Origin of the sequence: Peribacillus sp. Bi96 (genome assembly GCF_918698115.1) — a bacterium.
GTDB lineage: Bacteria > Bacillota > Bacilli > Bacillales > DSM-1321 > Peribacillus.
Window position 1 is genome coordinate 1 of record NZ_CAKKLV010000031.1, and the last position, 26344, is coordinate 26344.

Here is a 26344-nt window from a genome sequence, read left to right on the forward strand (position 1 = left end):
TTTGCCGCTTGCTTCCTTCAGATTCCACGTCACCATGGACACCCTTGCATTAAGCTAACCATTACTACTGCCTTCATGGTTCGGGACTCGCACCCTATAGATTGCACCCATGCCGGGCGCACGAAAAAGCTGCCTTAAAGACAGCTCCAATCTTAAGCTAACACACCTGTTAGTTTAACCAATACCACCTATTTAACATCTCAATTTTGTTGAGTTTATTATTCAAACTTCTTATCAACAGTTTTTCGTTTATGTTTTTCATTAATTATTTTTTTGTTGAGTATCCTAACTTCCCCAACCATTAGCAACCTCATATCCTCTACGATATAATTCGCTAACTCTTCATCAGTAATGTCATCTCCATCAATATCAAGACGAAAATCCTGTCCCTGTAATCCACCGCCATTAGTGAACTCGATTTCAAAGTCGAATCGAACTCTTTTCTCCATTATAAATCCACCTTATATTAGTTTTGAGTTATATATATTCTAGTTGAATGAAACAATAACCTTCTCGAACAAATCCTGCCCCGTTAGTGCCATAAGAAAAGCGATTCTTATAAAAGAATCGCGCCCTATTACGGAAGATTAATATTGTTACCAACTTCAAGCAAGCAGTCTTGCCGGTCCTTAACCGGAGCAAAATCATTACATATTCGTCATCTTCACCTGCTACTTCAGCCCTACTAAAAATGGGTTCAACTTTTTCACCAGCTGATTTTAAAAATACACCAGATTTTTATACTCAACACTATAACCGTGTTCTTATCATGTTTCCTAGCATTAAGGAGTTTATGTTCCAGTTTGCTTAATACTTTGTATTTCATCCCACTTTCATCTGTTAGAAGTTTCATGTCGCCATTGGATTAGTAAAATTTTGCAACGAGACCTCTCTTTTCAGAATTGGAAAGGTACTCCTCTTTCATGTCAATTAATCTTCTTATGGTTTAAGGGGTTTAAGTTTGAATTTGAATTACTTGCTTCATTAAAAGGATTACTTGCCTCGCTTAAAGAGAGTGACTTTGTCTCCGGTGCCCAGGCAATCGAAATAATAGTACCAATTAACAGAATAGCCGTCATTCCAATCATCGAGGCATCCAACCCTATAGTGTTCATACTAAGGGGCAAGAGGAAAGTCCCTATAGCAGATCCAATTCGGCTGAACGCTGTCACAAAACCAACCCCTGATGCGCGAATTTCGGTTGGGAAAAGTTCGGCCGGATATGTTAGCGTAAGATTTGAATTTGCTGATATTATAAAAGTAAAAGCCAGAAAAATTGGAATTACTAAAATTTTAGGTTCATGAAAAATGCTAAGCATAAGCAAGCAAACGGTCAGGATTGCAAACGTACTAATCGTGAAACCTCTACGAGAAAATTTCTCCATAAGCCAAAGACCCGCAACCGAACCCAAGATTAGGAATATGTTTAACCACAGGTCTACAGTGAAGTTTTCTGCTAAACCCATACTATTTAAGATAGACGGCAGGAATGTGTAGATGGCAAAGTACGGAATGACAATACAGACATAAAATAGACTTCCAAAAGCTGTTCGCTTCCGGAATTTTTTGTTGAAAAGAGCACGAAAGCCATTTTTATATTGAGTCTCAATAACAGTTTCGTCGATTTCCGCATTAGGCCCGATATACTTCTTTACGATATGGCGTGCTTCATCAATACGTCCCATGCTGATGAGCCATTGTGGTGATTCAGGCGTGCCGATTCGCAGTATCAGGACAATGAATGCAGGGATTGCAGCACTAGCAAGCATCCAACGCCATGATTCCGGACCAGATTGTCCTAAATAATATCCGACAATGGTTGCACAGACGTAACCTACCGTCCAGAGCACATTTAGAGAAGCCAGTAAGAACCCCCTATACTTTCTAGGCGCGAACTCGGCAAGTAAAGTCGATCCGACTGCATAATCGCCTCCGAGAGCAAAACCTATCAGTAACCGCAAAATTAACAACTCTGCGGGACTATCCACAAATAGTTGCAGCAACGAAGCTATAGTGACCAATAAGAAGTTAAGCAGGTATATTTTCTGTCTGCCTATGCGGTCAGATAACCCTCCAAGTACTAGACTACCGAAAAAGAGCCCGATCAAAGCAGAACTTCCAATTAGTCCTACCCACATCGAATTGAGTTCCATTTGTGGGCTAAGGAGAGTAAGTGCCACACCAATAATCCCAAGAGCATACCCATCCGAGAAATTTGAGCCAAAAGTAAGCGCTGTAATTTTCATATGGAACTTGTTAAGTGGAGCGTCATCCATCTTAAATTTTTGTTCGATCATAAGCGTCTTCTTTCCCCTTTTTAATTTGATTTTTGGGACACTTCCTACTTCTCTAGTTTAGAGAAAGAAAGCGATTGAAAACAGACGTCTATTTTTTGAATTTTTCTAATTTTTTTCGAAATTAAAGTGTAATATAAAACGCTTACAACTAATAACTATAATTATTTTATATTTCTATACTTTTTTACGATTTCTAAATGAACGAGGGGTTGAACCGTTTTTTTCCTTAAAAATCTTGCTAAAGTAATTTGCATTTTTAAATCCTGTTTTATCTGCTACATGTTGAATCGAGAGTTTTGTATCTATCAATAGACGCTGCGCTTCGTTTATCCGTATCTTTGTTAATAGCTGTCGGAACGAGCTTCCTTGTTTTTTTGTTAAGAGCGAGCTAAAATATGCAGGGCTTCTGTTTACATGGGTAGCAACGTCCTCAAGCCTTAGCTCAGGGTTAGTAAAATGCTCCTCAATGTACCGGATGGCCTGCTCAATCACATTTATACGAGCGTTTTCTTGATTGTTATTTGCCCGATCAAGAACTTCATATAAGAACAGTAATAACTCCTGGACGATCCGATATAGAATCGGATTGTATAGGATGGATTCAAATACTTGATGATAACGTCTCTCAAGCATCCCTTCGTCAAGGTAAAATGACTTCATGAAGCGGCGGACTTGGGCTAATAAGCTTGTTAACCGGGTTCGCAATAAACCTGGCTCGGGATAGGGATCTTCCTTATTCAAAAATTCTTTATACATCCACTGCTTAATTTTGTCCCTGTCACCTTCGTTCAGCATGTCAATCCATTCGCGCTGTTCAGATGGGGTTAAAAACGGATCGATCATAACCCAGTTCACCTTATCCTCAATGACCGAAAGCTGTCGATATCCTTTGAAAAAACGAATTTCTAGCGCTTGCTTCGCATGAAGATATTTTTCATTTAACGAAAGCAACGGGTCATTAGTATCATATAAAACTAGTGACATGGGCTCCGAAAACTGCTCTTCCCATTCGGTTAGAATCCGATTGCCTATGTGCTTTAATTGTTTGAGTGGCTGTGGCTGCTGGTTATCGAATGAAAAAACAGAAACGATCATGTCGCTTAGCGGCAATACAACCGGCCGGTTCTTAAAGGGATATTCTTGTAAAAAAGATAGCAGTATAGGTTGTTTCTTCGAATTTTCCAACTGCATCAGCATTAATCGGAAATTGGCGCCCAACGTTTCTTGATGCACGAATAAAGAACTGTAAGATACGGAAGGCACCTCAATTTGAGCCGATGGCTCTTGTTTCCCCCCAGTTTGGGAAACGGCCTTGCAGCACTGGGTTAATACTCGTTTAATATGGTCAGGCGACTGAGGTTTTACCCATAGATCATAGGCATGAAGGTCGATGCCTTGAAGCGCACGTTCAAATGTGGCTTCAGCCGTCATGACGATGACTTTTTGTATGTACCGTTTTGTCAGCTCCTTAAAGCTGTCCCACGTATCCTTTGGAATCATATCGAGTTCAATGCAAACAACATCTGGTACTTCTGACTCTATTAGATGAAATACCTCAGATACTGAGCCTGCTAACAGAATGTGATCAAATGGAATCGCAAACGAAGAAACTAGCCAGCCAATCCCTGTTCGTTCATTTTGATCGCGATCAGCAATTAACAATTTGACCATACAGGAACTCCCTTATGATAGATTTTTTCTTATTAATTATCTCCAAACCAAGCTTATTTTCATCACATCACTACAGTGTCTATCAGATTAAGGATTCTGGTGCAAAAACTTTTCGTTTTAAAATTCTTGTCCTTAAAACCATTAATTAAGCCTATAACCACAGACAAAATAAGTAAATCAGTGATATTCATACGCCTTTACCCTCTTTTTTATTTTCAGCATAGACGAAAAAAAACCTATTTCATATATAAAAATATTCCCACCTATTTGAACTCCCTCAGTCTAATATGCAAAGTGGGTGAGGCCTGCGGACTTTCGTATGATTTCAATAGCATTGAATATATGCCCAACACCATCCTGTCTCATCGATTAATTATACCTGCACCAGCCGAACAAAAGTCATAGATCACATCATTTATACCGTCCCTTCAGCATTTTAATGTTTGTCGGAGGTAATAGAGAGTGACCGTTCAACTATTACTCTCCTCCAGAAAAATGCTCTCTTGCTGATAAACCAAAGGGATACAATTAACAATAACTTTTATTACTATTTGACACTATCACATCTCAAAATCTTCATTAAACTAGCGATTAATTTCTATCAAAATATTGGTCATACTCTGGTCACACACTATCGAAACCTATCGGAAACTACAGTTCATTTAAGTATTAATGCCCTCCTTAAAAGTGCGATATAAAGGCATTCGAGGACACCCTTGAAAACTATGGGCTATAGGCCATTTCATGCTCCGCATAGAATAATCCTGCAATAATATACTATATGCCATTTAATTTTAAGATGTATAATTCCATGAGATTACCTTGAAAGGAGTTTTCCTCATGAATATTACATCTTTTTTAATATACTGTTTTATTGTTACTTTTACACCAGGACCTACTAATATCGTCATACTATCCACAGTGCATAGTTTTGGTCCAAAAAAGGCATTGGAATATACGTATGGAGCAACGATTGCTTTTGGTGTATTACTGGTTATTTCCGCTATGTTGAATACTTTGCTTGTAACGATAATACCAAAAATCTTAATTGTAATGCAGATAGTCGGAAGCCTTTATATGTTCTATCTCGCTTATCAAATTTACAAAATGGATACATCAAAACCCAATGTAAACAAAACTGCTACCTTTAGGTCAGGCTTTCTTATGCAGTTTTTAAATCCAAAGGTGGTATTATTTACAATGACTGTAATTCCCAGTTTTATTATGCCGCACTATACCGCAATGTCTGCGGTCACTATAAGTGTTTTAGCTATAACTCTTATTGGACTTTTGGCATTTATTACATGGGTTCTTTTCGGTACAATTTTCAAAAAGTTTTTACAGAATCATAGTAAGATTGTTAATGTAATAATGGCATTATTTTTAGCTTATTCTGCAGTGATGATATGGATGTAGGTAAATTAATCATGAGGTGAATGTAATGGACAAATTTATCTATAAAAAATCGGCAGGTATTACTGCATTGTCAGCAAATATTACTGATTTTACGTATAAAAAGCACTCTCACATGGAGTATGCCATAGGTGTAACTTTGCGTGGTATTCAACATTATAACTTGGAAGGCAGTTTACAATTATCATATCCAAAGGGTGTAATGCTTTTTAATCAAGAACAAGCACATGACGGAATGGCACATGATAAGGCAGGGCTTGATTATGTGATGCTATATATTGAGCCACAATTGCTTTTAGAGGTTGCTGAGAAAAAGGATATAGTACGTTTTTCAACTCCTATTGTGTATGACTATAGACTTGAACAAAGAATATTAAGTCTTGCTAATGCAATTTTAAGCGAGAAAGATGAGGCTTTGTGCAGCGAATTACTCTTATCCCTCACAGATAGCCTTATTCAAACTAATCTTTCTCCAAACTATAAGAAAGATAACGTTCTAATTAGAAAAGCAAAGGATATGCTTCATACCAACTTAGAAAATGTACTTAAACTTGACGAGATATGTAAAGAGCTTGATTTATCGAAATTTCAGTTTATCAGATTATTCAAAGCCCATACTGGAATTCCACCATACCAATACTTTCTTAACTGCAAGATAGAACGTGCAAAGCAGTTAATAGAAAAGGATGGAGATATTTATTCAGTAGTAGCGGAATGTGGTTTTGTTGATTTATCCCATTTAAATAAACACTTTAGAAGCGTATATGGAACAACTGCATTTGAATATATGTCACAATTAAATTGAGGAGGAGTTTGTTCGATCATATTGGTCAGTCATTGAATGTAAGAAATGATTATTGTGCCAGTTTGCTCCTCCGGAACGAATCATTTCATCGAGCAGGATTTGAATAAATTTTTCTAGATGAAGCTGGGAGTAGATCGCCGTCACCCCATACCAAGCACCACAAAAGAAATGGATGAATAAGAACATAAAGCCGAAAGTTTGGAAACCTCATTATTTTCTCACATAGCTTAAAACGAACGTTTTTGGTCATTCTAAACAGCGTTTTTATCTTCCGTACCTCAGATGGATATCTTATATCCAAAAGCTTAATTGAAAACAAATTACCAAAACAATACTTCAACGACATTGTTAGTTATTAGGATATTAAATTCGCGTTTTGTCCGGGTATTAACCATACAGGATATAACCTTCAGGGGGAGATTTATATGTCATTAAAGGTAGGGGATATCATTACGTTTGAACGGACTTTTACAGTAAGGGATGTTGAGTTATTTACAGAGATTTCAGGTGATGAAGGGATTCATCATATAACCCCGGATGAACAGGGAAAACTTGTAGTTCAAGGGTTATTAACGGCAACTCTACCAACAAAAGTAGGTGGAGATCATAACGTACTGGCTCGTACTATGAATTTCGAGTTTTTAAGACCTGTGTTTACCGGGGATACAATCATTTGTGAAGTTAAAATTGAAAAATACGAAAGGCAAGAAAATAATAGAACTGCTATTATTGCATCCTTTTTATGTAAAAATCAGAATGAAAAAGAAGTATTACAAGGGGATTTTTCAGGTGTAATCCTTTAAATTCTTTATACTTTCTTTAACTAGGTGCTTTAGTAAAATAGCTGAGGTGCCTTTTTTTTACCTTTTTTACATTTTCCATATTCCTCAATCGGGCACAATTGCCGAACATTGAGCAGTCACTTTTTTTACTAAACAGATCATAACGTTCTATAAATGATTGGATGTAAATAATTTAGAAACCCAGCTAATCTTCTCATGTGAAGGTAGCTGGGTTTTAAAGTTTGATGTGCAACATAACACTTAAAATAAGCGCAAAATATCTCCAAAAATGACAGTAGTTTTTGTTTTTATAATAAGAAGATCCATTTAATTGTGCAATTGTAGTATTGAGTTAGAGGTGATAAAGATGAACATTAGTACCGAGGTTCACTTACATACTGCCAGTAGGGATAAAAGCTAAAAGTCTAAAAACACCTGAAAAATGGGTGCTTATTTTAAACGATAAATTTTACTTGGTCTTCCTCGAGAAGAATAAGATTCTTCACCAATGATTTCTGCTAAATTAACTTCACATAAACTTACTACAATACGCCGTGCATTACTTTCATCCCAATAGAGATGCGTTGTTAAATCTTTTATTGTAAAATCTTTTAATTTCAATCTGTTAACTAAAGCATTTAATTTATTATAATTTTTCACACTTATTTTGGCTTTTTTTAGTTTTTCCATAAAACCCTTGTCATCTATCCGGTAAGAAAAACGTAATTCTTCCTCTTCACCCACAGACTCGATCATTGTTCCGTCCTCTTGTACAATGACGATGCCCTTCTCTGACTTTTCTTTTGAAAGTTGGATGGCACGTTGAGCGTTTATTTCTGCTGAGTGAAGTGTTTGACCATATCCGATTCCTACGGTTACAGTAGCATTGGATTCATTTGACAACATAAAGACCGTATCTTTTAAATCTTTTATTTTAGATTCAATTGTACCCCGTGTACTAAAGATAAAGTAACGGCCGTTTCCCTTCTCAACTAATGACCCCTCCAATTGTTCGCAAAATTTAAGAAGAGTTTCTTTTAATTTTATCTCTAAAAATTGCAGATGGTACGAGCTTTTAGCTTTCTCAAATATCTTATCAAAATGTTCAATTTCAATAATTTGAACACCAATCTGGGTGTCTCTAAAGTAAAAAGTTCTCGATTTTTCTGCAAGTATTCTTAATGATTGGCGAATTTCCATATCAGTTGTAGATATTCGATAGGTTGGTACACCTGCTTCTTTTAAATTTAGATATACAGCCTCGAAACAAGTTAGTGCACCTTCCGTTTTTCCGGCTTTCCATAAATCAAGATGGAATGCGATTAATTCTTCCGTGTTTGAATCAATATTGAAGTTTTTTATATACATTTCTTTTGGAGTAATATCAATTTGTTTTAACGCCTGCTCTAAATGGGTTGTAGTTATTTCGTCGATACTTACTTTACTTAAAAATTCCTTTTGAAAATACCCCATATGCAAAAGACTTTTATAGATGCCTGATTCAGTATGATCAATATATAATAGATTTTCCCCTATTCCTACAGTATTTTTTGCAACCATATATGAAATTTGGCCAGAAAAAAACCAGACATCCACGTTTTTATTGAATTCCAAAACGATTTTTTCAGTTTCTCTGAAATCCTCATATGGGTAGGCTTTAAATTCCATGATTGACTCATATTCTTTACCTAAATTAATAATTCGCTCAACTGATGAAACAGGACCAATTACCCCAATTTTATACATGTTTTTCTCCTTAGTTCAAAAAACTTCATTTCTTTAATCTTATCTTTAAAATGGAGGAAATTAAAGTTTAATCCTTCTTCTATTGGGAAAATATTTTATCACAAGTCATTGTATCTCTTGATTCGTTAAAAGAAAATATTGACCGATTAAAAAGGGAATTTTAAAAGAGCTATTAGCATAGAACGTACTTATCTTCTATGCTATAGCTCTTCAATTAGAAAAAACTAGATTATTTTAACAAATTCACCTTAATGCCTTTATTTAATATATTTTGATAATCAATAAAGTCATATAAGTCCCCTTCAATTAATGGATTTAAGCTCTTCAATTCTTCTAGAGTCAACTCTTCTATTGATTTATTATGATCTTCACAATAAATGACAATAGAACCAACAATACTGTGGGCATCTCTAAAGGCAACCCCTTTGCTAACTAAATAATCAGCTACTTCTGTTGCATTGAGAAAGCCATATTTTACAGCTTTTTTCATATTTTCAGTATTCACCTTCATAGTAGAAATCATATTAGACATAATTTCTAAACAAGACAAAACTGTATCCAATGCATCAAAAAATGGTTCTTTATCTTCCTGCATATCTTTATTATAAGCCAATGGTAGCCCTTTCATCGTTGTTAAAAGTGAAGTAAGCGAACCATATACTCGTCCTGTTTTTCCTCTTATAAGCTCTGCTGCATCAGGATTTTTCTTTTGGGGCATAATACTACTACCTGTAGAATATGCATCATCAATACTAATAAATTTAAACTCTTGACTACTCCATAAAATCAGTTCTTCACTTAATCTGCTTAAATGCATCATGATGATTGAAAAACTAGACATTAATTCTAAAAGGTAATCTCTATCACTAACACCATCAAGGAAATTGTTTACAGGTTTTGAGAATCCTAACTCCTCTGCTGTCATTTCTCGGTCTATATTATGAGTCGTCCCTGCCAATGCTCCACACCCCAGTGGACTTTCGTTCATAATTTCAATTGCATTAAGAACTCTTTTTCTGTCCCTATCCAGCATATTAAAATAGGCCATTAAATGGTGCTTAAGAGTTACTACTTGAGCTCGCTGTAGATGGGTGTATCCTGGCATAATCACATTGTTTGCTTTTGCCTTTTCTTCCAGGTTATTTTGAAGCTCTTCAATATACTCGATCACTTCTAACGCCTTATTTTTAGCGTAAAGCCTGATATCTAAAGCAACTTGATCATTTCGACTTCTTGCTGTATGGAGTTTTTTTGCTGTTTCACCTATTCGTTCCGTTAATTTTGCTTCAACAAAACTATGAATATCTTCAAAATAGCCTTCGATCACTAATGATCCGCTCTCGATATCTTCCAATATAGAAAGAAGAGACGTTATAATACTTTCTCCTTCTTCCTTGGTAAGCAATTCACATTTCACAAGCATATTTACATGTGCAATACTCCCTTTAATATCTTCAGAATAAAGTCTCTTATCAACATGAAGAGAACTATTAAAGTCCTCCATTAATTTATTTTCTTCTTTTCTAAAACGTCCACCCCATAGTTTCATAACCATTTCTCCTTTTGTAAAATGAAATTGTTTTTAAATATCTGTATTATCCATATCTTGCAATTCTTGAACGTTCCCCTTTTTTCGCATATACCAAACACCGTTATAAACAGCAAAATAGTAAAAAACGAATCCTATTATTGCCACGATGTAAGACATAAATGGCTCTGGAATAATACCCTTACCACCAAAATTTCCGATTGATGCTATCCCAACGAGCATCAGAATATAAATAACAAGATAGATCCCACCTATGATTTCTATCGATTTATGTTTATTGATAAAATGAGTAATCAAATATCCAACAATTCCAATTGCTAATCCCCAAATGGCAAGTTGAATCCTACTCCAATTTGTCCAATAAATAAGTAGCGTGGCAAATACAAAGGCTAAAGGAGCAATAAAATTCATGCCTGGGATACCGTTGTCTTTTGTCAAACCAACCTTACGAAACACCATGACTGTGACACATGCTGAAGCGTATTTGAAAATACCAATTGATCCAACAATTGCTACAATCGCAGTCCAACTCTTTAAAGGGAACAAGAAAAGCAATCCGATTAGGAAATTGAGAGTAAGTGCACGTGTTGGAACTCCAAATCTTTTATTAATAGTTCCGAAATAAGAAGGGAGGAATCCACTTTTCGCCATTCCAAAAACATGTCTTGAAGTTCCAGCTGTATAAGCAAGCGCTGATCCAGTTGGGGAAATCATTGCGTCCGCTGTAATGGTCCAAGACAGCCAAACCATATTCGCCATAAGTGCTAAATTCGCAAATGGAGAGTCAAATTTAATTCCACTCCAACCATGAGCTAGCATTTCGGGCGGTACGGCCCCTATAAAAACGATTTGAAGTAAAACATATAAAATGGTTGAGACTGACAGCGATGTGATAAGAGCAAGTGGAATATTCCGTCTTGGGTTTACCACCTCGCCACTCATCATTACCACATTCCCGAATCCTGTATAGGCAAAAAATATCCCACTAGTTAAGATTGCGCTTAATCCTGCGCCATATCCATTAGGTGCAAACCCATGACTTGTATAATTCTCTTCATGAAAACCTGTCATAAAAAAAGCAATGATGGTTAGGACAGGTACTATAAATTTAATCGTGGTAATAATGGTATTCGTGACAGCAAATAATTTCACTCCAAAATAGTTCACCACAACAAAGAATACCATTAAAACAGTCGATGCTAGAATTCCTGTTGTCGTTAGTTGCTCCTTAGATATATCATATAGGCCTGGCCAGAACTCATTAGCGTATTGAATAACTCCCGATGATTCAACGGGTGCAGTGGCACAGTAGCCAAGCCAAATCGAATAACTAGTCACTGTAGCAAGCAACTTTCCATGGGAATAGAGGGGATAACGACCTAACCCCCCAGTTTCTGGTCTTACCCTTGCTAATTCAGCATAAACAAGAGCTATTAGAGTAATGACGAATGCAGCAATAATCCAAGACATAATAGCAGCTGGTCCAGCCATTTTTGCCGTATTCCATGGCCCAAAAAGCCAACTTGATCCAATAATTCCTCCAAGAGATAGTGCAGTAAGTGACCAAAAGCCCATTTTCTTTTTCAAATATCGTTCTTGATTCATGAGATTCCCTCTCTCTTAATGGGGTATATTATTATTTGCAAACATAGATAGCTTAGTACTGTGCCTAAGATTATTAACTCCTTTCAAATTTTTAAGTTAATACTTTGAGAAGCTAACAAGGATTAGCTCAATTGCAGGTTTATTTTAAGGTCAAAAAAACGTAATTACCTTAAATTGATTTTATTTGAATTGTTTACATTTTGCAATATAATTTTTTGAAAATTCACAACACGAAATACTAAAGGAGTTCGTTCACTGAGTAAGGCATGCTCAGTAGAGATTGCACAGTACTTGTCGCTAACATAGGTTGCTAATCGCGTGGATCTAGCGCCTTCCTTAATTTACTTTAGATGGCCCCCTTCACCTATAAAAAACGTTATCATTGTTGGACCTCCCCCTCACCACGAGACATGTATAGTTGCCCCTTGGATCCTCTCTATGTTTTCTCCCTTAGCCTTGTTCTCCTTGGCTTTCTTGTAGTCTATTGTGATGTTTGAGCGAGCATAGGTTGCTACTCGCGGTGGTTTAGCTGCCTTTTGTACTATCGTAGGTTGGCCCTCACCCTTTATTACTGATACTTTTCCTTAGCTTCCTATGCTATTCACAAATTGATACATCATAGTTTTGAATCATTGTATCTGAGAATAAGAGTTCAAGACTTTCTTTCTACTAACACTTCAAGAAAGTCTATGAATTCACCTCTTCCGTTTTCATCACTAAAGCCGTTCATTAAGTCATTAAGTTCCCAAAAATTCCATCGCAGCATACATATCATCACGAAGCTTGTTGTAAATCTCCCATTAATCTTCTTCCCACAATCTTGAATCACTTCGGCAAAATCGCTGCGAATCAGGATAGACACTCTATCTAGGTTAGTTTTATTATTTATAGTCTGTATGCCTTGGACAAATTCTTTCAAGAATTAAATTAAAAAAAGCTGGGTTTGCCCACTATTCATTGTGGGTTACCCAGCTGTCAAATAATAAATGTTATGCAATTGGTTCTTTAGTGAATAATGGCAGGTGTTCTTTATGTGCTTCTAACATTTCATCCAAGATTTGTTTTGCTACAATATCAGACGGTACAAGAGGGTTAATCGTCATTGCAAGTAAAGCCGTTTGGTAATTCCCTGTTGCACCAGCATCTGCAGCCAGTCTTTCAAAAGATTTAATCTGCTGCACAAGTCCTTGAGCCGCTACTGGCAGGTCACCCATTGCTATTGGCATTGGGCCGTCCTTTGTAATGACTGCACTTACTTCTACTGCTGATTCATTTGGGATAGAAGAGATTGCCCCATTATTAATTGTATTAACGGGCTGAATGTCACATTTATTAGTATACAACGATGCAATCAGACGGCACGCAGCGTCACTATAATATGCTCCTCCTCGTTTTTCCAATTGTGGCGGTTTAATATCCAAATTAGGGTCTTTATATAATTCGAATAAATCAGATTCAAGTTTCTTGACGACTTCTGCCCGCGTACCCTCTGCCTCTGCCTCTGCATCTGCATCTTTTAGTTCCTGTTCTAGCATTTCACGCGTTTTATAGTAATAGCGATGATATGGACAAGGAATTAAACGCAGCGCTTTAATAAATTCCGGACTCCATTCGATTGACTTAATATTGTTCATTGTCATACTTTCAGATGAAGTCGCAATTAAATCGATAACATGTTCTGTCACATCTTCACCATCTAACAATACCTTCGAGCCATAAACCATATGGTTTAATCCCATAAAATCGACATGAACACGAGAAACATCCGCATTAAGCATCTGCGCAATATCCATTTGCATATGAATCGGAACATTACAAAGTCCAACAACCTTCCTGAATGATGTATGTCGAAGAATGGCCTCCGTAAGAATCCCGGTTGGATTTGTAAAATTAACAAGCCAGGCATCTGGACATAACTCCTCAATGTCCTTAACCACATTAAGGATGACAGGAACAGTTCGAAGGGCTTTAAATAATCCCCCCGGCCCATTGGTTTCTTGTCCTATAACATGATATTTTAACGGTATCCTTTCATCGATTGCACGTGCATCGAGCAATCCAACACGGAATTGAGTTGTAACAAAATCCGCATCCTTTAAGGCACTCCTACGATCAAGTGTTAGGTGGATATCGATTGGAAGGTTCGCTTTTTCCACCATCCGTTTGGCTAAATCACCCACAATTTGCAGTTTTTCTTTTCCTTCTTCAATATCTACCAGCCAAATCTCACTTACCGGCAGTTCTTCATATCTCTTAATAAATCCTTCAATTAATTCTGGTGTATAACTTGATCCTCCACCAATTGTTACAATTTTCAATCCGTTTTTCATTGCCCGCACCTCCACCTGCAAAAATAAAGACTCTTGGATGTTATTTAGCTATTTTCTATTTTTTTATGTAAATAGATTATTTCTTCAGTTAATTCTTTCACAGTTATCGTGGTCATTAAATGGTCCTGCGCATGAACAAGTAGGATTGAAAACTCTACACTTGTCCCAAGTGCTTCATTTTGGATCAAAGACGTTTGAGAGCGATGAGCTTCATTCAATTCATATTTCGCTTCTGAAACTTTAGTCTCTGCCAGTTCAAATTCGTTATCCCGCGCAAAACGCATGGCTTCCATAAGCAAACTTCTTGCATTTCCGCTGTGCAAAATAAGCTGAAACGCCACTTTTTCCGTAGATAGTTTCTGACTCACTATTTATTCCCCCTATAAGAAAAGCGCAAGGCGCCAAATTATTGATTGTTCACTAATCCAAGCGCTGTTTCTAAAACGGCTTCCCCATTCATTAATCCATAATGAACCTGATTGATTACATCAACTACAACTGGTTTAGATTCGGCCATCTTTTTCACATCGTTTAACAAATAACGTACTTGAGGCCCTAATAGCAGGACATCAGCATTATCGATATTTTCCCCCGCTTGATCTGCTGAAACAGCCCAGATTTTTGCTTCAATTCCTTTTGCCTCTGCTGCCTTCTCCATTTTAGTAACTAAAAGACTAGTAGACATTCCTGCTGAACAAACTAATAAAATATTCATTTATATTCCCCCTATTTTTTATCCATAAGTTTTAGACTATACTTCAAATTTCACAACATATTTATGCACTTTGGTTTGATAGAATGCTTCTGAATATTCTACCAGGCGATCATCCTCATCATAAGCGTATCGCATTCGTTTTAATAAATTTTGATTATTACTAATCGATAGGGACTTACAAATAATTTCATCTGGTAATTCAATATCAAACTCGTCTGTAAATCGTGCAAAAGATATATTTTGTTCATTTAATAAATGATAGAGCGATCCTTTATATGCATCCTTTTCTAAAGGTAGCTTTAACCAACTAGGCAAGTAATGCGAGAAATAGATATAGGGCTCGTCATTTAGGAAATAAATCCGTGACACATGGAAACATGTATCTCCAAATTGCTGATAAAGGAAAGTATCAGGCTGATTATGAATAATACTGATATTCGCATATTTTTTCTTTATCCTGTATCCTTTCTCCACCAACAGTTCCGAGAAGTTCTTGCCCTTTGATAATTTAGAAATGATTTTGTTATTAATTACTTTTGTCCCTTTTCCACTTCGTTTTTCAAGATACCCTTCGCCTACAAGCTCTTCAATTGCATTGCGGATTGTTATCTTACTTACACTAAATTCTTTTTCTAATTGCTCATGAGTAGGAATATTCATCTCAAGTTGGTATTCACCACTTAAGACCCGATCTTTAATTATATTTTTCACTTGTAAATAGATAGGACCCTTTTTTCTTGAAAGATTCAAGATATATCTACCTTTCTAGTTCAATATCATTTGATTGCATCACGCTCTCAGTTCATCCACCTAATGAAGGAGAAACTACGTAGTTGAATGCCTTAACTTACTTGCCGCTGCAGCATCAAGACTTATCATCGAAGTTAGATTCCTTGAGAATCCCTGCTGGCGAATGCATACCCACCACCTAATCGATCTGTTGTTGAATAGGTAGTGTTTCCTAAATACATTATATATCCAGTTTATTCATGTTTCACAACAGAGTTTATGCTGCAGACCTTATTTAGGGAGTTCGAATTTGATATTGTTCTTACTTTCAGTAGTTTAAGATAAAGAGATTTACTTTCCATTTACTTTTATCAGGGACTGACGTTGATTCTGTGAAGCAAACAAAGCCAATCTAAGCTTATTTGAAATATAAGTTGAACTTGCGATTGTAACGATAATAACAATCGGGGTCATTATTTTGCCTGCCAGCATCACAAAAACCATTGACAATCCAATCACTCCAACCGCCAGAAGAACATCTTTCACTACGGAGCCTTTACTAAATGTTTTCAATCGGCTGCACACAATTTGAGCTACTATAAAGGTTAAACCTGCAATAATTAAAGAAACCACTTAGAATTCACTCCTTTTTACATCGCAGTTTTTTCTTCCACTTGCTGTTCACTATCACTTGCAGCTTGAAGCTGTTGTTTTTCGAACATTTTAAAGAAAGGATAGTAAATAATCAATGAAACAATAAAGTTAAAAATCATAAGAGCTCCGGCAGTTAAACTCCAATTCGAACTCATAACCGCCCCCACTGGAGCAAACATGGTAAATGGAAGCTTGGCCATCATCATTGGCACCAATCCAGAAATGGTTGCAAAATAACTGATTGTGGTAAGCACCATTGGCGTTAAAATAAATGGGATAATTAGAATCGGATTCATAACGATCGGTGTTCCAAATACAATGGGCTCATTGATATTGAACAGGCTTGGAACAATTGTAAGTTTACCTAACTCCTTTAAAAATTTCGCTCTTGAGACTAAGAATAGAACGGCAAGGGCCAAGGTAGAACCTGATCCACCAAGCTGAACAAACCATTGAAGAAATTGTTCGGTAAATAAATTTGGAAGGTGCTGTGCATTACCCGACTGGGTAAACGCTTCCATATTCTCAAGAATAGCCGAATCCCACATTGGACGGATGATAGGTCCAAGAATTGCCTCTCCATGGATTCCAAATGACCAAAATAGTTGAATGATAAAGACAGTTAGCAATCCTCCTATTAAACTATTCCCAACCAGTAAAGATTTTAATGGTGATACGATAAGAGTGATTACTGTGTTTACATCGAAGTTCAAGCCATAACGGATGCCCCACCAAAGCAGCATGATGACTAAAGTCGGCAGCAATGCTGAAAACGACTTGGCAACTGCAGGAGGAACACTGCTTGGAAGCTTGATTGTAAGGTTTTTCTGCAGCATATAGCGGTATATTTCCACAGAGATTAGTGAAGTGACTATCGCCCCAAAGAGTGCAGTAGAGCTTAAGCTGCCAATTGAAATCCAGCGGCCTGCATCAATCACTCCTTCTACTGGATCAACAATCTTCACAGGTACAGCCGAAGTAATCATAAATGCCAGTACAGATAACATCCCTGCACTTAATTGGTCCACCTTATAGGATTGCGCCAAATATGCTCCCACTGAAAAAGCTGCATATAATGCCATGATACCTACTGTATAACGGAAAGGAATATCGAGTGTCTGCCTATAAGGCTCAATAAAATCTTCATATCCTTCGAAAGGTAAATTCAAAAAAATAACAAATAACGATCCAACAATCGTTAATGGCAGTGTTGATATTAAACCATTCCTAATTGCCAACAAATGCCGCTGAGATCCCAATTTGTTAGCAAAAGGTAGAAAATACCTTTCTAAAAAACTCATAACCTTATCCATTCACACACTTCCTTTTCCAAAAATATATTTTGAATTTTCATAAAATAATTGTAACTACAAATGTAAGCGTTGTCAATATAACGTTATAATGTTATATTATTTATTTTTTTGCATGGAGAATATTTTCAAGGAAAACGTTCAGCCTCTAGGAATCCCTATAATCATAAAAGAAATAAAAAAGCCCTCCCACAGTAAATTGTGGGAGGCCTTCACCTTTAAAAAATTCACATGTTAGGTTTTGCCTAGTATATCACCCTTGGTGATATCAGTTTTTCCTTATGCTCTTTCTCACTCAATAGCCTTAAAATCCGAATTTTGTATTCTACCCAAGTATCATGATGTAAAGCCATTATATGTATCCCAACTTACATGATGTCAGAATTTTCAGTTTTCTTTCAATGCATCATTAACTTCATCCGTTAGAAGTTTATAATTTAATATTTTTCCGTCAGCATCTTTTAAATAATGTTGATTCCAGCAGCCGCTTAAAAGAAGGACACAGATGCAAGCAAGATAGCAGAAGAAATTTGAATTTTTCATACTCCTACAGCTCTCTGCAATTCTTTTTTTCCGTGTATGACAGAAACCAATAAAAAGATAGATAGTAAAACATACGTCTCTTTTTAAAGCTGGAACGTGGTGCAAAGCGAATCTATGTTTCTATTAATCGTTTTCCGCAACAGAGCTGGATGAGGTTTAAGGATGTGATACAATCAGCTTCATATTCCCCTTTAAGATAAATTCACCATATTTATACGGCAAAATAAAATGAGCTCCTTTTCTTATTGTGTAACCTTCACTGCCTTTCAACAATCTTCCTTCCCCATCGATGATGCTTACAAGCATAAACGCTTGATTTTGTTGAAATATCGCTTCTCCATTCACATCCCATTTATTAACAGAGAAAAAGTGGTTTTGTACAAACTTTGTAACTTCTACACCTTCTCGCTTTTCTATTTTAGGAGCGATATTGGTATCAATATGAGGTGCATTAATGACGCCCATTGCTTTTTCTAAATGCAGCTCACGTTTACTCCCTTGATTATCTACACGGTCATAATCATAAACTCGGTATGTTGTATCTGAGCTTTGTTGTGTTTCTAACACCAACGTCCCATTACATAAGGCATGAACCGTTCCACTTGGTACGTAGAAAAAATCACCAGGTCTAATAGTAACTTTACGTAAAAACCTCTCCCAATTTCCACTTTGAATCATTTCTCGTACTTCTTCTTTTGTTTTAGCATGATGTCCAAACACTAATTCAGCATCTTGATCACAATCAATGATGTACCAACATTCCGTTTTACCGTACTCGCCATTTTCATGCTCGTTGGCATAATCATCATTGGGATGTACTTGTACAGACAATTCTTCATTCGCATCCAAAATCTTTATAAGAAGCGGAAATTTCTCACTCTTATAGTTTCCAAACAACTCATGGTGATTTTCCCATACTTCTTTTAATGATTTACCTTGAAACTTACCATTTTCAATAAGACTCAGGCCATTTGGATGGGCGGAAATTGCCCAGCATTCTCCTGTAATTGCTGATGGGATTTCATAGCCAAAACGGTCACAAAGAGCTGTTCCACCCCAAATACGTTCTTGAAAAACGGGTTTTAAAAATAATGGTGTATCATTCATTTTTCTATTCCTTTCTTTATTAGTATATGTAAATGAGGATATCGTTTTTATAAAAAACTCCCTATTTTTGATTCAAGAAATGAAATAAGGCTCCAATTAAGTTTGCATCGTTATCAAATTTACAAGGTTCAACCGTAATATCCAATGTAGAGGTATCATCCTTCAATTGTGCCAATTCATTATTTATGCCTTCAATTACATCCGGGCGCTTGCTGATTCCCCCGCCTATTAGGATCTTGTTAGGATCTAGTACATACTTCAAATTATAGATTCCCATTGCCAGCTTCTTATATAGGTTGGCAATGCATTCATTCGCAATGGAGTCTCCTGCTTCCGCCAATCGAAATATTTCTTCTCCGTCCAACGTTCCCCTTGCTAGAGATTTTCTCATTTCGACTTCTCCTACAAGTGAATTTGTCGATGCAACTTTGCTCCAAGTTGATTGTAGAGGACTCTTACATGATTCTCCCATTATCATGTACCCAAACTCACCTCCGTGAAGGGTAGCTCCACGTAAAATTGATTGGTTAATCACAATTCCCCCGCCAATTCCTGTACCAATTACAATACAAATGTAGAAATCAGTTTCTTTCGCTGCACCTAACCAGCCTTCTGCCAAAGCCGCGCAGTTTGCATCATTTTCAACGGACACCACCAGACCTGTCCGTTCCTTTAGTAAGCTTGTCATGTTTACTCCATGTATAAAGGGAATTGCACTTGCCCCGCCAATAAACCCTGTTTCCACGTTTACGGCACCGGGCGAACTTAAAGCGATACCTTGAATTTCAAATGACTCCGAATAATGTTTAACTATTTCGGTAATGTGATCTAAGAACATATCTAGTCCTTCTTTAGGAGTTGGAATCTTCCCGCATTCCAGTTTCTTTGATTTGTCATCCATTACCGCATACTTTATATAAGTTCCGCCAAAATCAAACACCATGTAAGCTTTCATTGTCATCCCCCTCACTTACTGGAACTATGCTTGCTGTGTCAACAGAGCCGCACCGATAACACCAGCTTTTGTTCCTAACGAGGCACATTCAATTTGTACCCTATTACGTAACTGTGGATATAAGTAATCATTTACTTTTTCAAGAAGAATCGGCATTATATACTCTTTTGATTGCATGACCCCCCCGCCTAACACAATCATGTGCGGGTCAATTGTATGAACAATATTAGAGATTCCTTTTGCCAAATAAGTTAGCATGGTATCAACAATCGCTTCCGCTTCTTGCTGACCGTTCATTGCCATAGTAAACACTTCTCCTGCATGTCCTGTTATACCTAACTTTTCTTTTCCGAGACGATGCACAGCTGTACCGCTTGCCAAAGATTCCAAAGAGCCAATATTCAGAATATGGTGCGTTGGACCATCTCGATTAACCATCATGTTGCCAACTTCACCCGCACAGAAATTAGCACCTTGAATCAACTGTTTGCGATATACATATCCTCCGCCGATTCCTGTACTGATCGTCATATAAAAAACAGATTCTTTTCCTTTGCCTGCCCCAATCGTTGCTTCCGCTAAAGCAGCTGCGTTGGCATCATTATCGAGCACTACTTTTTTCTCTAAAGCTTTTTCTAACATTAGAGCTAAAGGAACCTCATCCCACCCAGGTAAATTGGGAGGGCCTAAAATAATACCTTGCTTTGAATCTAAAGGACCCGGAACTCCGATTCCTATTGCTTCAATAGTTCTTTTCAGTAACAGCTCCTCGCATATTTTAATCATGTTATCGATGACATGATGTGGTCCTTTGTCACTTTCCGTTTTTACATTGACCTCTTCTAAAAGTTTGCCTTCCAATGTTACAACGGCAATTCTCAAGTTTGTTCCACCCAAATCAATGCCAAGAAGATACTTGTCCATTCCTTTCACTTCCTTCGTGATATTCATAGAACAAATGCTTAGTAGCACTCTTCTAATAATCAAAAACCGTTGTTTTCAGATAATTCTTTGTACCATTTACCTGATTTCTTGATTGTACGCTTGAAGTTTCTATTTAAATCTACTTCTACTAGTCCGTATCGGTTCTTATATGAATTTAACCATGACCAGTTATCCATAAATGTCCATACATGATACCCTTTTACATTGGCACCTTCGTTTAGTGCTTTATGTATCCACTTTAAATGATCTTCGTAAAAGGTAATTCGATAATCATCCTGAATCATTCCACTCTCATCCTTAAAGCGTTCTTCTGCTTCAACTCCCATGCCGCTTTCCGATATGAAACATTCAATATTCCCATAGTTTTCTTGGATGCTTTTTAAAATATCGTAGACACCCTTTTCATAAATCTCCCAGCCTCTATATGGGTTCACCTTTTTCCCTGGCATGTCATAATTATCAAAGTACCGTTCTGGCATGAATGGAGCTTTTGGATTTGGGATGTTTTCCTTCGCCTTAACTCTTCGTGGTTGGTAGTAATTAATCCCTAAAAGGTCAACTGTATTTTCACGAATAATATCCAAATCTTCAGTTAAATACTTAGGTAAAAAGTTTTCTACCCGCAACATGTCAATTAGCTCCTCAGGAAAAGTGCCTTTCACTGATGGATCTAGAAAGGAACGGTTAAATAGTAAATCCGCTTTTTCAGCAGCATCTAAGTCAGCAGGGTGATTACTCCTTGGATACGAGGGAGTAACATTCAGTATAATTCCAATTTTTCCTCCTAGCTCTTTATCATGGTATGCCTTAATTGCTTTTGCGGAGGCTAATACAGAATGGAAACCAACTTGAACAGCCTTTCCAAAATCACAAAATGCTGGATAATGATGTCCATATAAATAACCGCATTCAACAGGTACGATTGGCTCATTATGTGTGAACCATTTCATCACACGGTCTCCAAAGTTCTCAAAACAAGTAGACGCATATTCCACATACGCATCAACTACAGAGCGGCTTTCCCAACCACCCTCTTCTTGCATAGCCATAGGCATGTCAAAATGATAGAGATTCACAAAAGGCTCAATCTCATTTTCTAGTAAGGTGTTAATGACGGTATTATAAAAGTCAATCGCCTTTGGATTTATTTCTCCACGCCCCTTTGGAAACATGCGGGACCACGAGATAGAAAAGCGAAAACTGTTATGTCCCGTTTCTTTCATGAGCTGAATATCGTCAATAAAATTCGTATAAAACAGTGAAGTGTTATCAGGTCCAATACCCTGGTAAAAACGATTCGGTTCTGTTTCATACCAGTAGTCCCAAATATTCTTCCCTTTACCATCTGCCCCTGAAAATCCTTCCATTTGTGTTGCGGATGATGCAGATCCCCACCAAAAGTCTTTCGGAAACATGTAAATATTCTTTTCTACTTCTGTACTCATTTTCAATCCTGCCTTCCCTTAAAAGAAAGCAGTCGGAAAATTAAGTTTCCGACTTTGCCTCCTGAATGAGATCTATTAGTTATTTTTCTTCCACTCATCATATTGTTTTTGAATTTCTGCAAGCACTTTATCTAATCCAGCTTCTTTAAACTTCTTATTAGCCTTTGGTAGATATTCCTCAGGGTCAACACTGCCAGTTAATAGCGGAGGTGCATATTCATTCGCAACGTTTGCAATTGCTGCGATCTCTGTACGAACAGGATTTGTATCAAAATAGAAACCTAGGGTTGGTGCTTGAACAGAAGCATCATTGAATTCTTTGAACGCATCCCATTTATCTTCGGGATCATTTTCATATAACTTAAGAATGAAATGATTTCCTAAAGAGTAACTTGGCATGTTGTAGCTTTCTACACGAGCTGGAAGGTCTTTAATTTTACCGTTATCGACCTCTTCATAATGCACACCTTCAATACCTCTATCAATTAAATTACGAAGGTATGGATCTGTATTTAATAGATTTAAGAAATCCATAGCCTTCTCTGGATGTTTGGAAGTTGCAGAGATTGCTTGAATAGACCCTGTTACAGAGTTGTTAAATGTAATCGGATCATGCATTGGTTGTACGGCTACATTATAACCTGCAGAACGAGACCATATTAATTCCGCATATGGCTGGTACATTTCTTTACGTACGAACCAGTTTTGTACCTCTAGCGGCCATGGATCTGTACTTGTTGCTGCATCCGCTTTTATATAACCAGCTTTATAGTATTCGTGCATTGTTTTTAACGTTTCCATCATAATATCTGATTCAAAGATATTAACTACCTTTCCTTTATCTCCTTCTAGAGGAAACGCAAACGGCAATTCATCTTCTAATACATAATCAAATGGTAAATACGGTTTGAAAGTGGAAATTGGTGTAAAGTCTGGCTCATTTTCTTTAACTGTTTTCAATAAAGGTTCCAAGTCTTTTAAAGAGTGAATGCTTGAAATATCCATATTGTATTTATCGACTAGATTCTTATTAAATACGTACACACTTTGCTGACCTACTTCTTTGTTAGAAGGAATACCGTAAAGCTTTCCATCAATTTTAGCCCCTTCTAAGTACGCTGGATCAATTGTTGCTTTTAATTCTTTTCCATGTGTGTCAAGAAGTTCATTTAGGTCTTTAAATGCCCCTTTTTGTGCATTTAATACATAGTTTCCACTTGCAGTATAGGCAATATCAAATGATTCACCTGAAGCAATCATAACTTGCATTTTTTGATCATAATCGCCCCAGTCAATTTGTCTCATTTTAACGGTGGCGTTAATTTTCTTTTTCGTGTATTTACTTACTTCCTTCATAACTTTATCGACATCTTTTTGAGGTGTCCCAATCGTGTACCACATAATTTCATAAGGTTTTTCTTCACCAGCTTTACTTCCGCTCGTTTTATCTGAATTCCCTCCACTACATGCAGCTAAAAACGTAGATAAACTTAATAAGAGTACTAGAATAATAGCTAACTTCTTATTCATTTTAACTCCCCCCTTATACTTATTTTTCTCAAAAATCAATCATTCCTTAACCCCACCGATTGTCAATCCATTAACAAAGTATTTTTGGAAAAACGGATAGGCAATCGCTATCGGCAAGGTTGAAATAACAACCATTGCCATTTTTGCAGCATCTTGAGGTACAGCACTTAATAAATCATTTTGTATACCGCCAGCTAACGAATTTTGCCTTAAAAATTCTATGTTGTTTTCAATCTTCATCAGCATTGACTGTAGTGGCACTAAGTGCGATTCATCAATGAATAACAGTGCATTAAACCAATCATTCCAGTAACCCAATGTACTAAAAAGGGCAATAGTTGCAAGACCTGGTAATGAAAGTGGAACAACAATTTTCACGAATATTCTTAATTCACTTGCTCCATCAATTCTAGCCGATTCCAAAATGGATTCTGGTACAGACCTTTGGAAAAAGGTTCTCATAATTAGAATGTAGAATGCATTCATTGCAAGTGGTAAGATCAATGCCCAAATAGAGTTACGTAGATGTAAAAACTGTGTTGCTACTATATAGAAAGGAACTAGTCCTCCACTAAAAAGCATTGTGAAGAATGCAATAAAAGTAAAGAAACCGCGATATTTGAATTGCTTTCTAGAAATAGCATAGGCATATAAAGAAATCATTATTACACTGACAAGTGTACCAAGCACCGTTACTACTATCGTTATAGTATAAGATTGTAGTAATTGATCCTTCATTTGCCACAAGTATCGATATGCTTCAAAACTCCATATTTCAGGTAACAGCTGATATCCATTTCGCGCTAAGGTTTTCTCATCAGTTAAAGAGATGACGATTACATATAGAAATGGAAAGATACACATTATAGAAAATGTTCCAAACAAAATATTCATTATAAGATTAGGAAACCCACTTAGACCATGTGGTGTGTACTTTTTCTTACGCTTACTTTTCTTGTTTGGTTGATTCACTTGGTTTTGAGCATTCCCTTTATTTAATGGTAATGGAGTAGGTTGAGAGCTATTTTGATTTGTTATCATTGTAATTTGCCACAAAACTGCGGCCACTCTCCTTTCTCTCTCGATTTTTTAAAATAGGGCATATTCTTTATCAACTTTCTGAACAAGATAATTTGTCAGCATTACTAATGCAAAGCCTACAATTGATTGGTAAAGACCAGCGGCAGTACTCATACTAATGTCCCCCATTGTCGTTATCCCTCGGTATACATAAGTATCTATAACGTTTGTTACTGAATATAACGGACCTGAATCACGAGGAACCTGAAAAAACAGACCAAAGTCTGCACTAAAAATTCTACCAACGTTTAAAATGGTTAAAATAACAATGAGCGGTGTTATCATCGGAATCGTAATATTACGAATTTGTTGCCACTTATTCGCACCATCTATCATAGCGGCTTCGTAATAGTTTTTATCAATCCCAACTATAGCTGCTAAATAAACAATACTTCCATAACCAACGCCCTTCCACATACTTGTTAGAACGATAATAAAAGGCCAATATTTTGCTTCGTTATACCACGATATAGGGTCTTCTACTCCAAACCATAGAAGTATATTATTAAGTAGACCTCTATCCACGCTTAGAAACGTGAATACGAAATAACTAACAACAACCCATGATAAGAAGTGTGGAAACAGCATCCCTGTTTGGTAAATTTTAGATAACCTCTTATTTGCGAGCTCATTTAGAACAATCGCTACAAACACTGCTAATACAAGCCCTACAACGATAAAGACTAAATTATATAGAACCGTATTTCTTGTAATGATCCAGGCGTCATTTGTATTAAATAAAAACTTGAAGTTTTCAAAGCCAACCCACTCACTATTTAGGATACTTGCAAAAAAACCATTCGGATCATATCGGAAATTTTTAAAGGCAATGACAGTTCCAAACATCGGAAGATATGAAAATAACAATAGCCAAATGGTCCCTGGTAAAACCATGAGGAGCCACACTCGATTCTTATAAACATCTTGGAAAAAACTCTTGATACGATTCACAAAGCCCCTCCTCCCTTATATTGAAAACCCTTACATATATATAATAAGAAAAAGTCAAAAATGTATAAAGTTAACAATATTTAGATTTACTGTACTTATTAAACATTCGATAGTTAATACAGCATTTTTTATCATTTTTTGATTCTTTTAGGATCAGAGACGCTCCTCAAAACGAAAAAAAT

The 26344-nt window shown here is 36.7% G+C and carries 22 protein-coding genes; 3 read left to right on the plus strand and 19 right to left on the minus strand.

Going from position 1 to position 26344, the window contains the following annotated elements:
• Positions 1–218: 218 nt before the first annotated feature.
• From LQ203_RS24400 to LQ203_RS24410, 3 genes are all read right to left on the minus strand, one after another.
• Entirely contained in the window at positions 219–449 is a 231-nt protein-coding gene (locus LQ203_RS24400; protein WP_230162182.1) for a cyclase, read from the minus strand.
• A 477-nt stretch (positions 450–926) separates the two neighbouring features.
• Complete coding sequence (locus tag LQ203_RS24405; protein WP_230162184.1) at positions 927–2297, minus strand: MFS transporter; 1371 nt, start codon at positions 2295–2297, stop codon at positions 927–929.
• A 174-nt stretch (positions 2298–2471) separates the two neighbouring features.
• A complete protein-coding gene (locus tag LQ203_RS24410) occupies positions 2472–3968 on the minus strand; it encodes a helix-turn-helix domain-containing protein (protein WP_230162186.1) in 1497 nt (498 codons plus the stop codon).
• Between the two features lie 840 nt (positions 3969–4808).
• Here LQ203_RS24410 and LQ203_RS24415 point away from each other — a divergent pair.
• The 3 genes from LQ203_RS24415 to LQ203_RS24425 all read left to right on the plus strand — a co-directional run bounded on the left by LQ203_RS24415 (position 4809) and on the right by LQ203_RS24425 (position 6989).
• The gene (locus LQ203_RS24415; RefSeq protein WP_230162188.1) at positions 4809–5384 is read left to right on the plus strand and encodes a LysE family transporter; all 576 of its coding nucleotides are present in this window, start codon (positions 4809–4811) and stop codon (positions 5382–5384) included.
• A gap of 25 nt (positions 5385–5409) precedes the next feature.
• Positions 5410–6186, plus strand: a complete 777-nt coding sequence (locus LQ203_RS24420; protein ID WP_230162190.1) for an AraC family transcriptional regulator — start codon at positions 5410–5412, stop codon at positions 6184–6186.
• A 425-nt stretch (positions 6187–6611) separates the two neighbouring features.
• Positions 6612–6989: a hotdog domain-containing protein gene (locus LQ203_RS24425; protein WP_230162192.1), complete on the plus strand. Its 378-nt coding sequence runs from the start codon at positions 6612–6614 to the stop codon at positions 6987–6989.
• A gap of 429 nt (positions 6990–7418) precedes the next feature.
• Here the strand turns inward: LQ203_RS24425 and LQ203_RS24430 are convergent, their stop codons facing one another.
• The 16 genes from LQ203_RS24430 to LQ203_RS24505 form a co-directional block, all read right to left on the minus strand.
• Positions 7419–8714, minus strand: coding sequence for a hypothetical protein (locus LQ203_RS24430; RefSeq protein ID WP_230162194.1), 1296 nt, complete (start codon positions 8712–8714; stop codon positions 7419–7421).
• Between the two features lie 229 nt (positions 8715–8943).
• Positions 8944–10263, minus strand: coding sequence for an argininosuccinate lyase (gene argH, locus LQ203_RS24435; protein WP_230162196.1), 1320 nt, complete (start codon positions 10261–10263; stop codon positions 8944–8946).
• Positions 10264–10296: 33 nt separating this feature from the next.
• Positions 10297–11868: an APC family permease gene (locus LQ203_RS24440; RefSeq protein ID WP_230162198.1), complete on the minus strand. Its 1572-nt coding sequence runs from the start codon at positions 11866–11868 to the stop codon at positions 10297–10299.
• 989 nt (positions 11869–12857) lie between these two features.
• Entirely contained in the window at positions 12858–14198 is a 1341-nt protein-coding gene (locus LQ203_RS24445; RefSeq protein WP_230162200.1) for a 6-phospho-beta-glucosidase, read from the minus strand.
• Positions 14199–14242: 44 nt separating this feature from the next.
• Positions 14243–14569, minus strand: a complete 327-nt coding sequence (locus tag LQ203_RS24450) for a PTS lactose/cellobiose transporter subunit IIA (protein ID WP_230162243.1) — start codon at positions 14567–14569, stop codon at positions 14243–14245.
• 35 nt (positions 14570–14604) lie between these two features.
• Complete coding sequence (locus LQ203_RS24455; protein WP_230162202.1) at positions 14605–14913, minus strand: PTS sugar transporter subunit IIB; 309 nt, start codon at positions 14911–14913, stop codon at positions 14605–14607.
• Between the two features lie 36 nt (positions 14914–14949).
• The gene (locus LQ203_RS24460) at positions 14950–15624 is read right to left on the minus strand and encodes a GntR family transcriptional regulator (protein WP_230162204.1); all 675 of its coding nucleotides are present in this window, start codon (positions 15622–15624) and stop codon (positions 14950–14952) included.
• Between the two features lie 369 nt (positions 15625–15993).
• The gene (locus tag LQ203_RS24465) at positions 15994–16275 is read right to left on the minus strand and encodes a hypothetical protein (RefSeq protein WP_230162206.1); all 282 of its coding nucleotides are present in this window, start codon (positions 16273–16275) and stop codon (positions 15994–15996) included.
• Between the two features lie 17 nt (positions 16276–16292).
• Positions 16293–17609, minus strand: coding sequence for a PTS sugar transporter subunit IIC (locus tag LQ203_RS24470; RefSeq protein WP_230162208.1), 1317 nt, complete (start codon positions 17607–17609; stop codon positions 16293–16295).
• 696 nt (positions 17610–18305) lie between these two features.
• Complete coding sequence (gene manA / locus LQ203_RS24475) at positions 18306–19256, minus strand: mannose-6-phosphate isomerase, class I (protein WP_230162210.1); 951 nt, start codon at positions 19254–19256, stop codon at positions 18306–18308.
• A gap of 61 nt (positions 19257–19317) precedes the next feature.
• Positions 19318–20211 carry an ROK family protein gene (locus tag LQ203_RS24480; RefSeq protein WP_230162212.1) on the minus strand — a complete coding sequence of 298 codons (894 nt, stop codon included), beginning with the start codon at positions 20209–20211 and terminating at the stop codon, positions 19318–19320.
• A gap of 24 nt (positions 20212–20235) precedes the next feature.
• Entirely contained in the window at positions 20236–21135 is a 900-nt protein-coding gene (locus tag LQ203_RS24485; protein ID WP_230162214.1) for an ROK family protein, read from the minus strand.
• 59 nt (positions 21136–21194) lie between these two features.
• Entirely contained in the window at positions 21195–22601 is a 1407-nt protein-coding gene (locus tag LQ203_RS24490; RefSeq protein ID WP_230162216.1) for a glycoside hydrolase family 1 protein, read from the minus strand.
• Between the two features lie 75 nt (positions 22602–22676).
• The gene (locus LQ203_RS24495) at positions 22677–24131 is read right to left on the minus strand and encodes an ABC transporter substrate-binding protein (protein WP_230162218.1); all 1455 of its coding nucleotides are present in this window, start codon (positions 24129–24131) and stop codon (positions 22677–22679) included.
• 39 nt (positions 24132–24170) lie between these two features.
• Positions 24171–25025 (minus strand): carbohydrate ABC transporter permease, encoded by an 855-nt coding sequence (locus LQ203_RS24500; RefSeq protein WP_230162245.1) that lies wholly within the window; start codon positions 25023–25025, stop codon positions 24171–24173.
• Between the two features lie 195 nt (positions 25026–25220).
• Positions 25221–26105, minus strand: a complete 885-nt coding sequence (locus LQ203_RS24505) for a sugar ABC transporter permease (protein WP_230162247.1) — start codon at positions 26103–26105, stop codon at positions 25221–25223.
• Between the last annotated feature and the right edge of the window lie 239 nt (positions 26106–26344).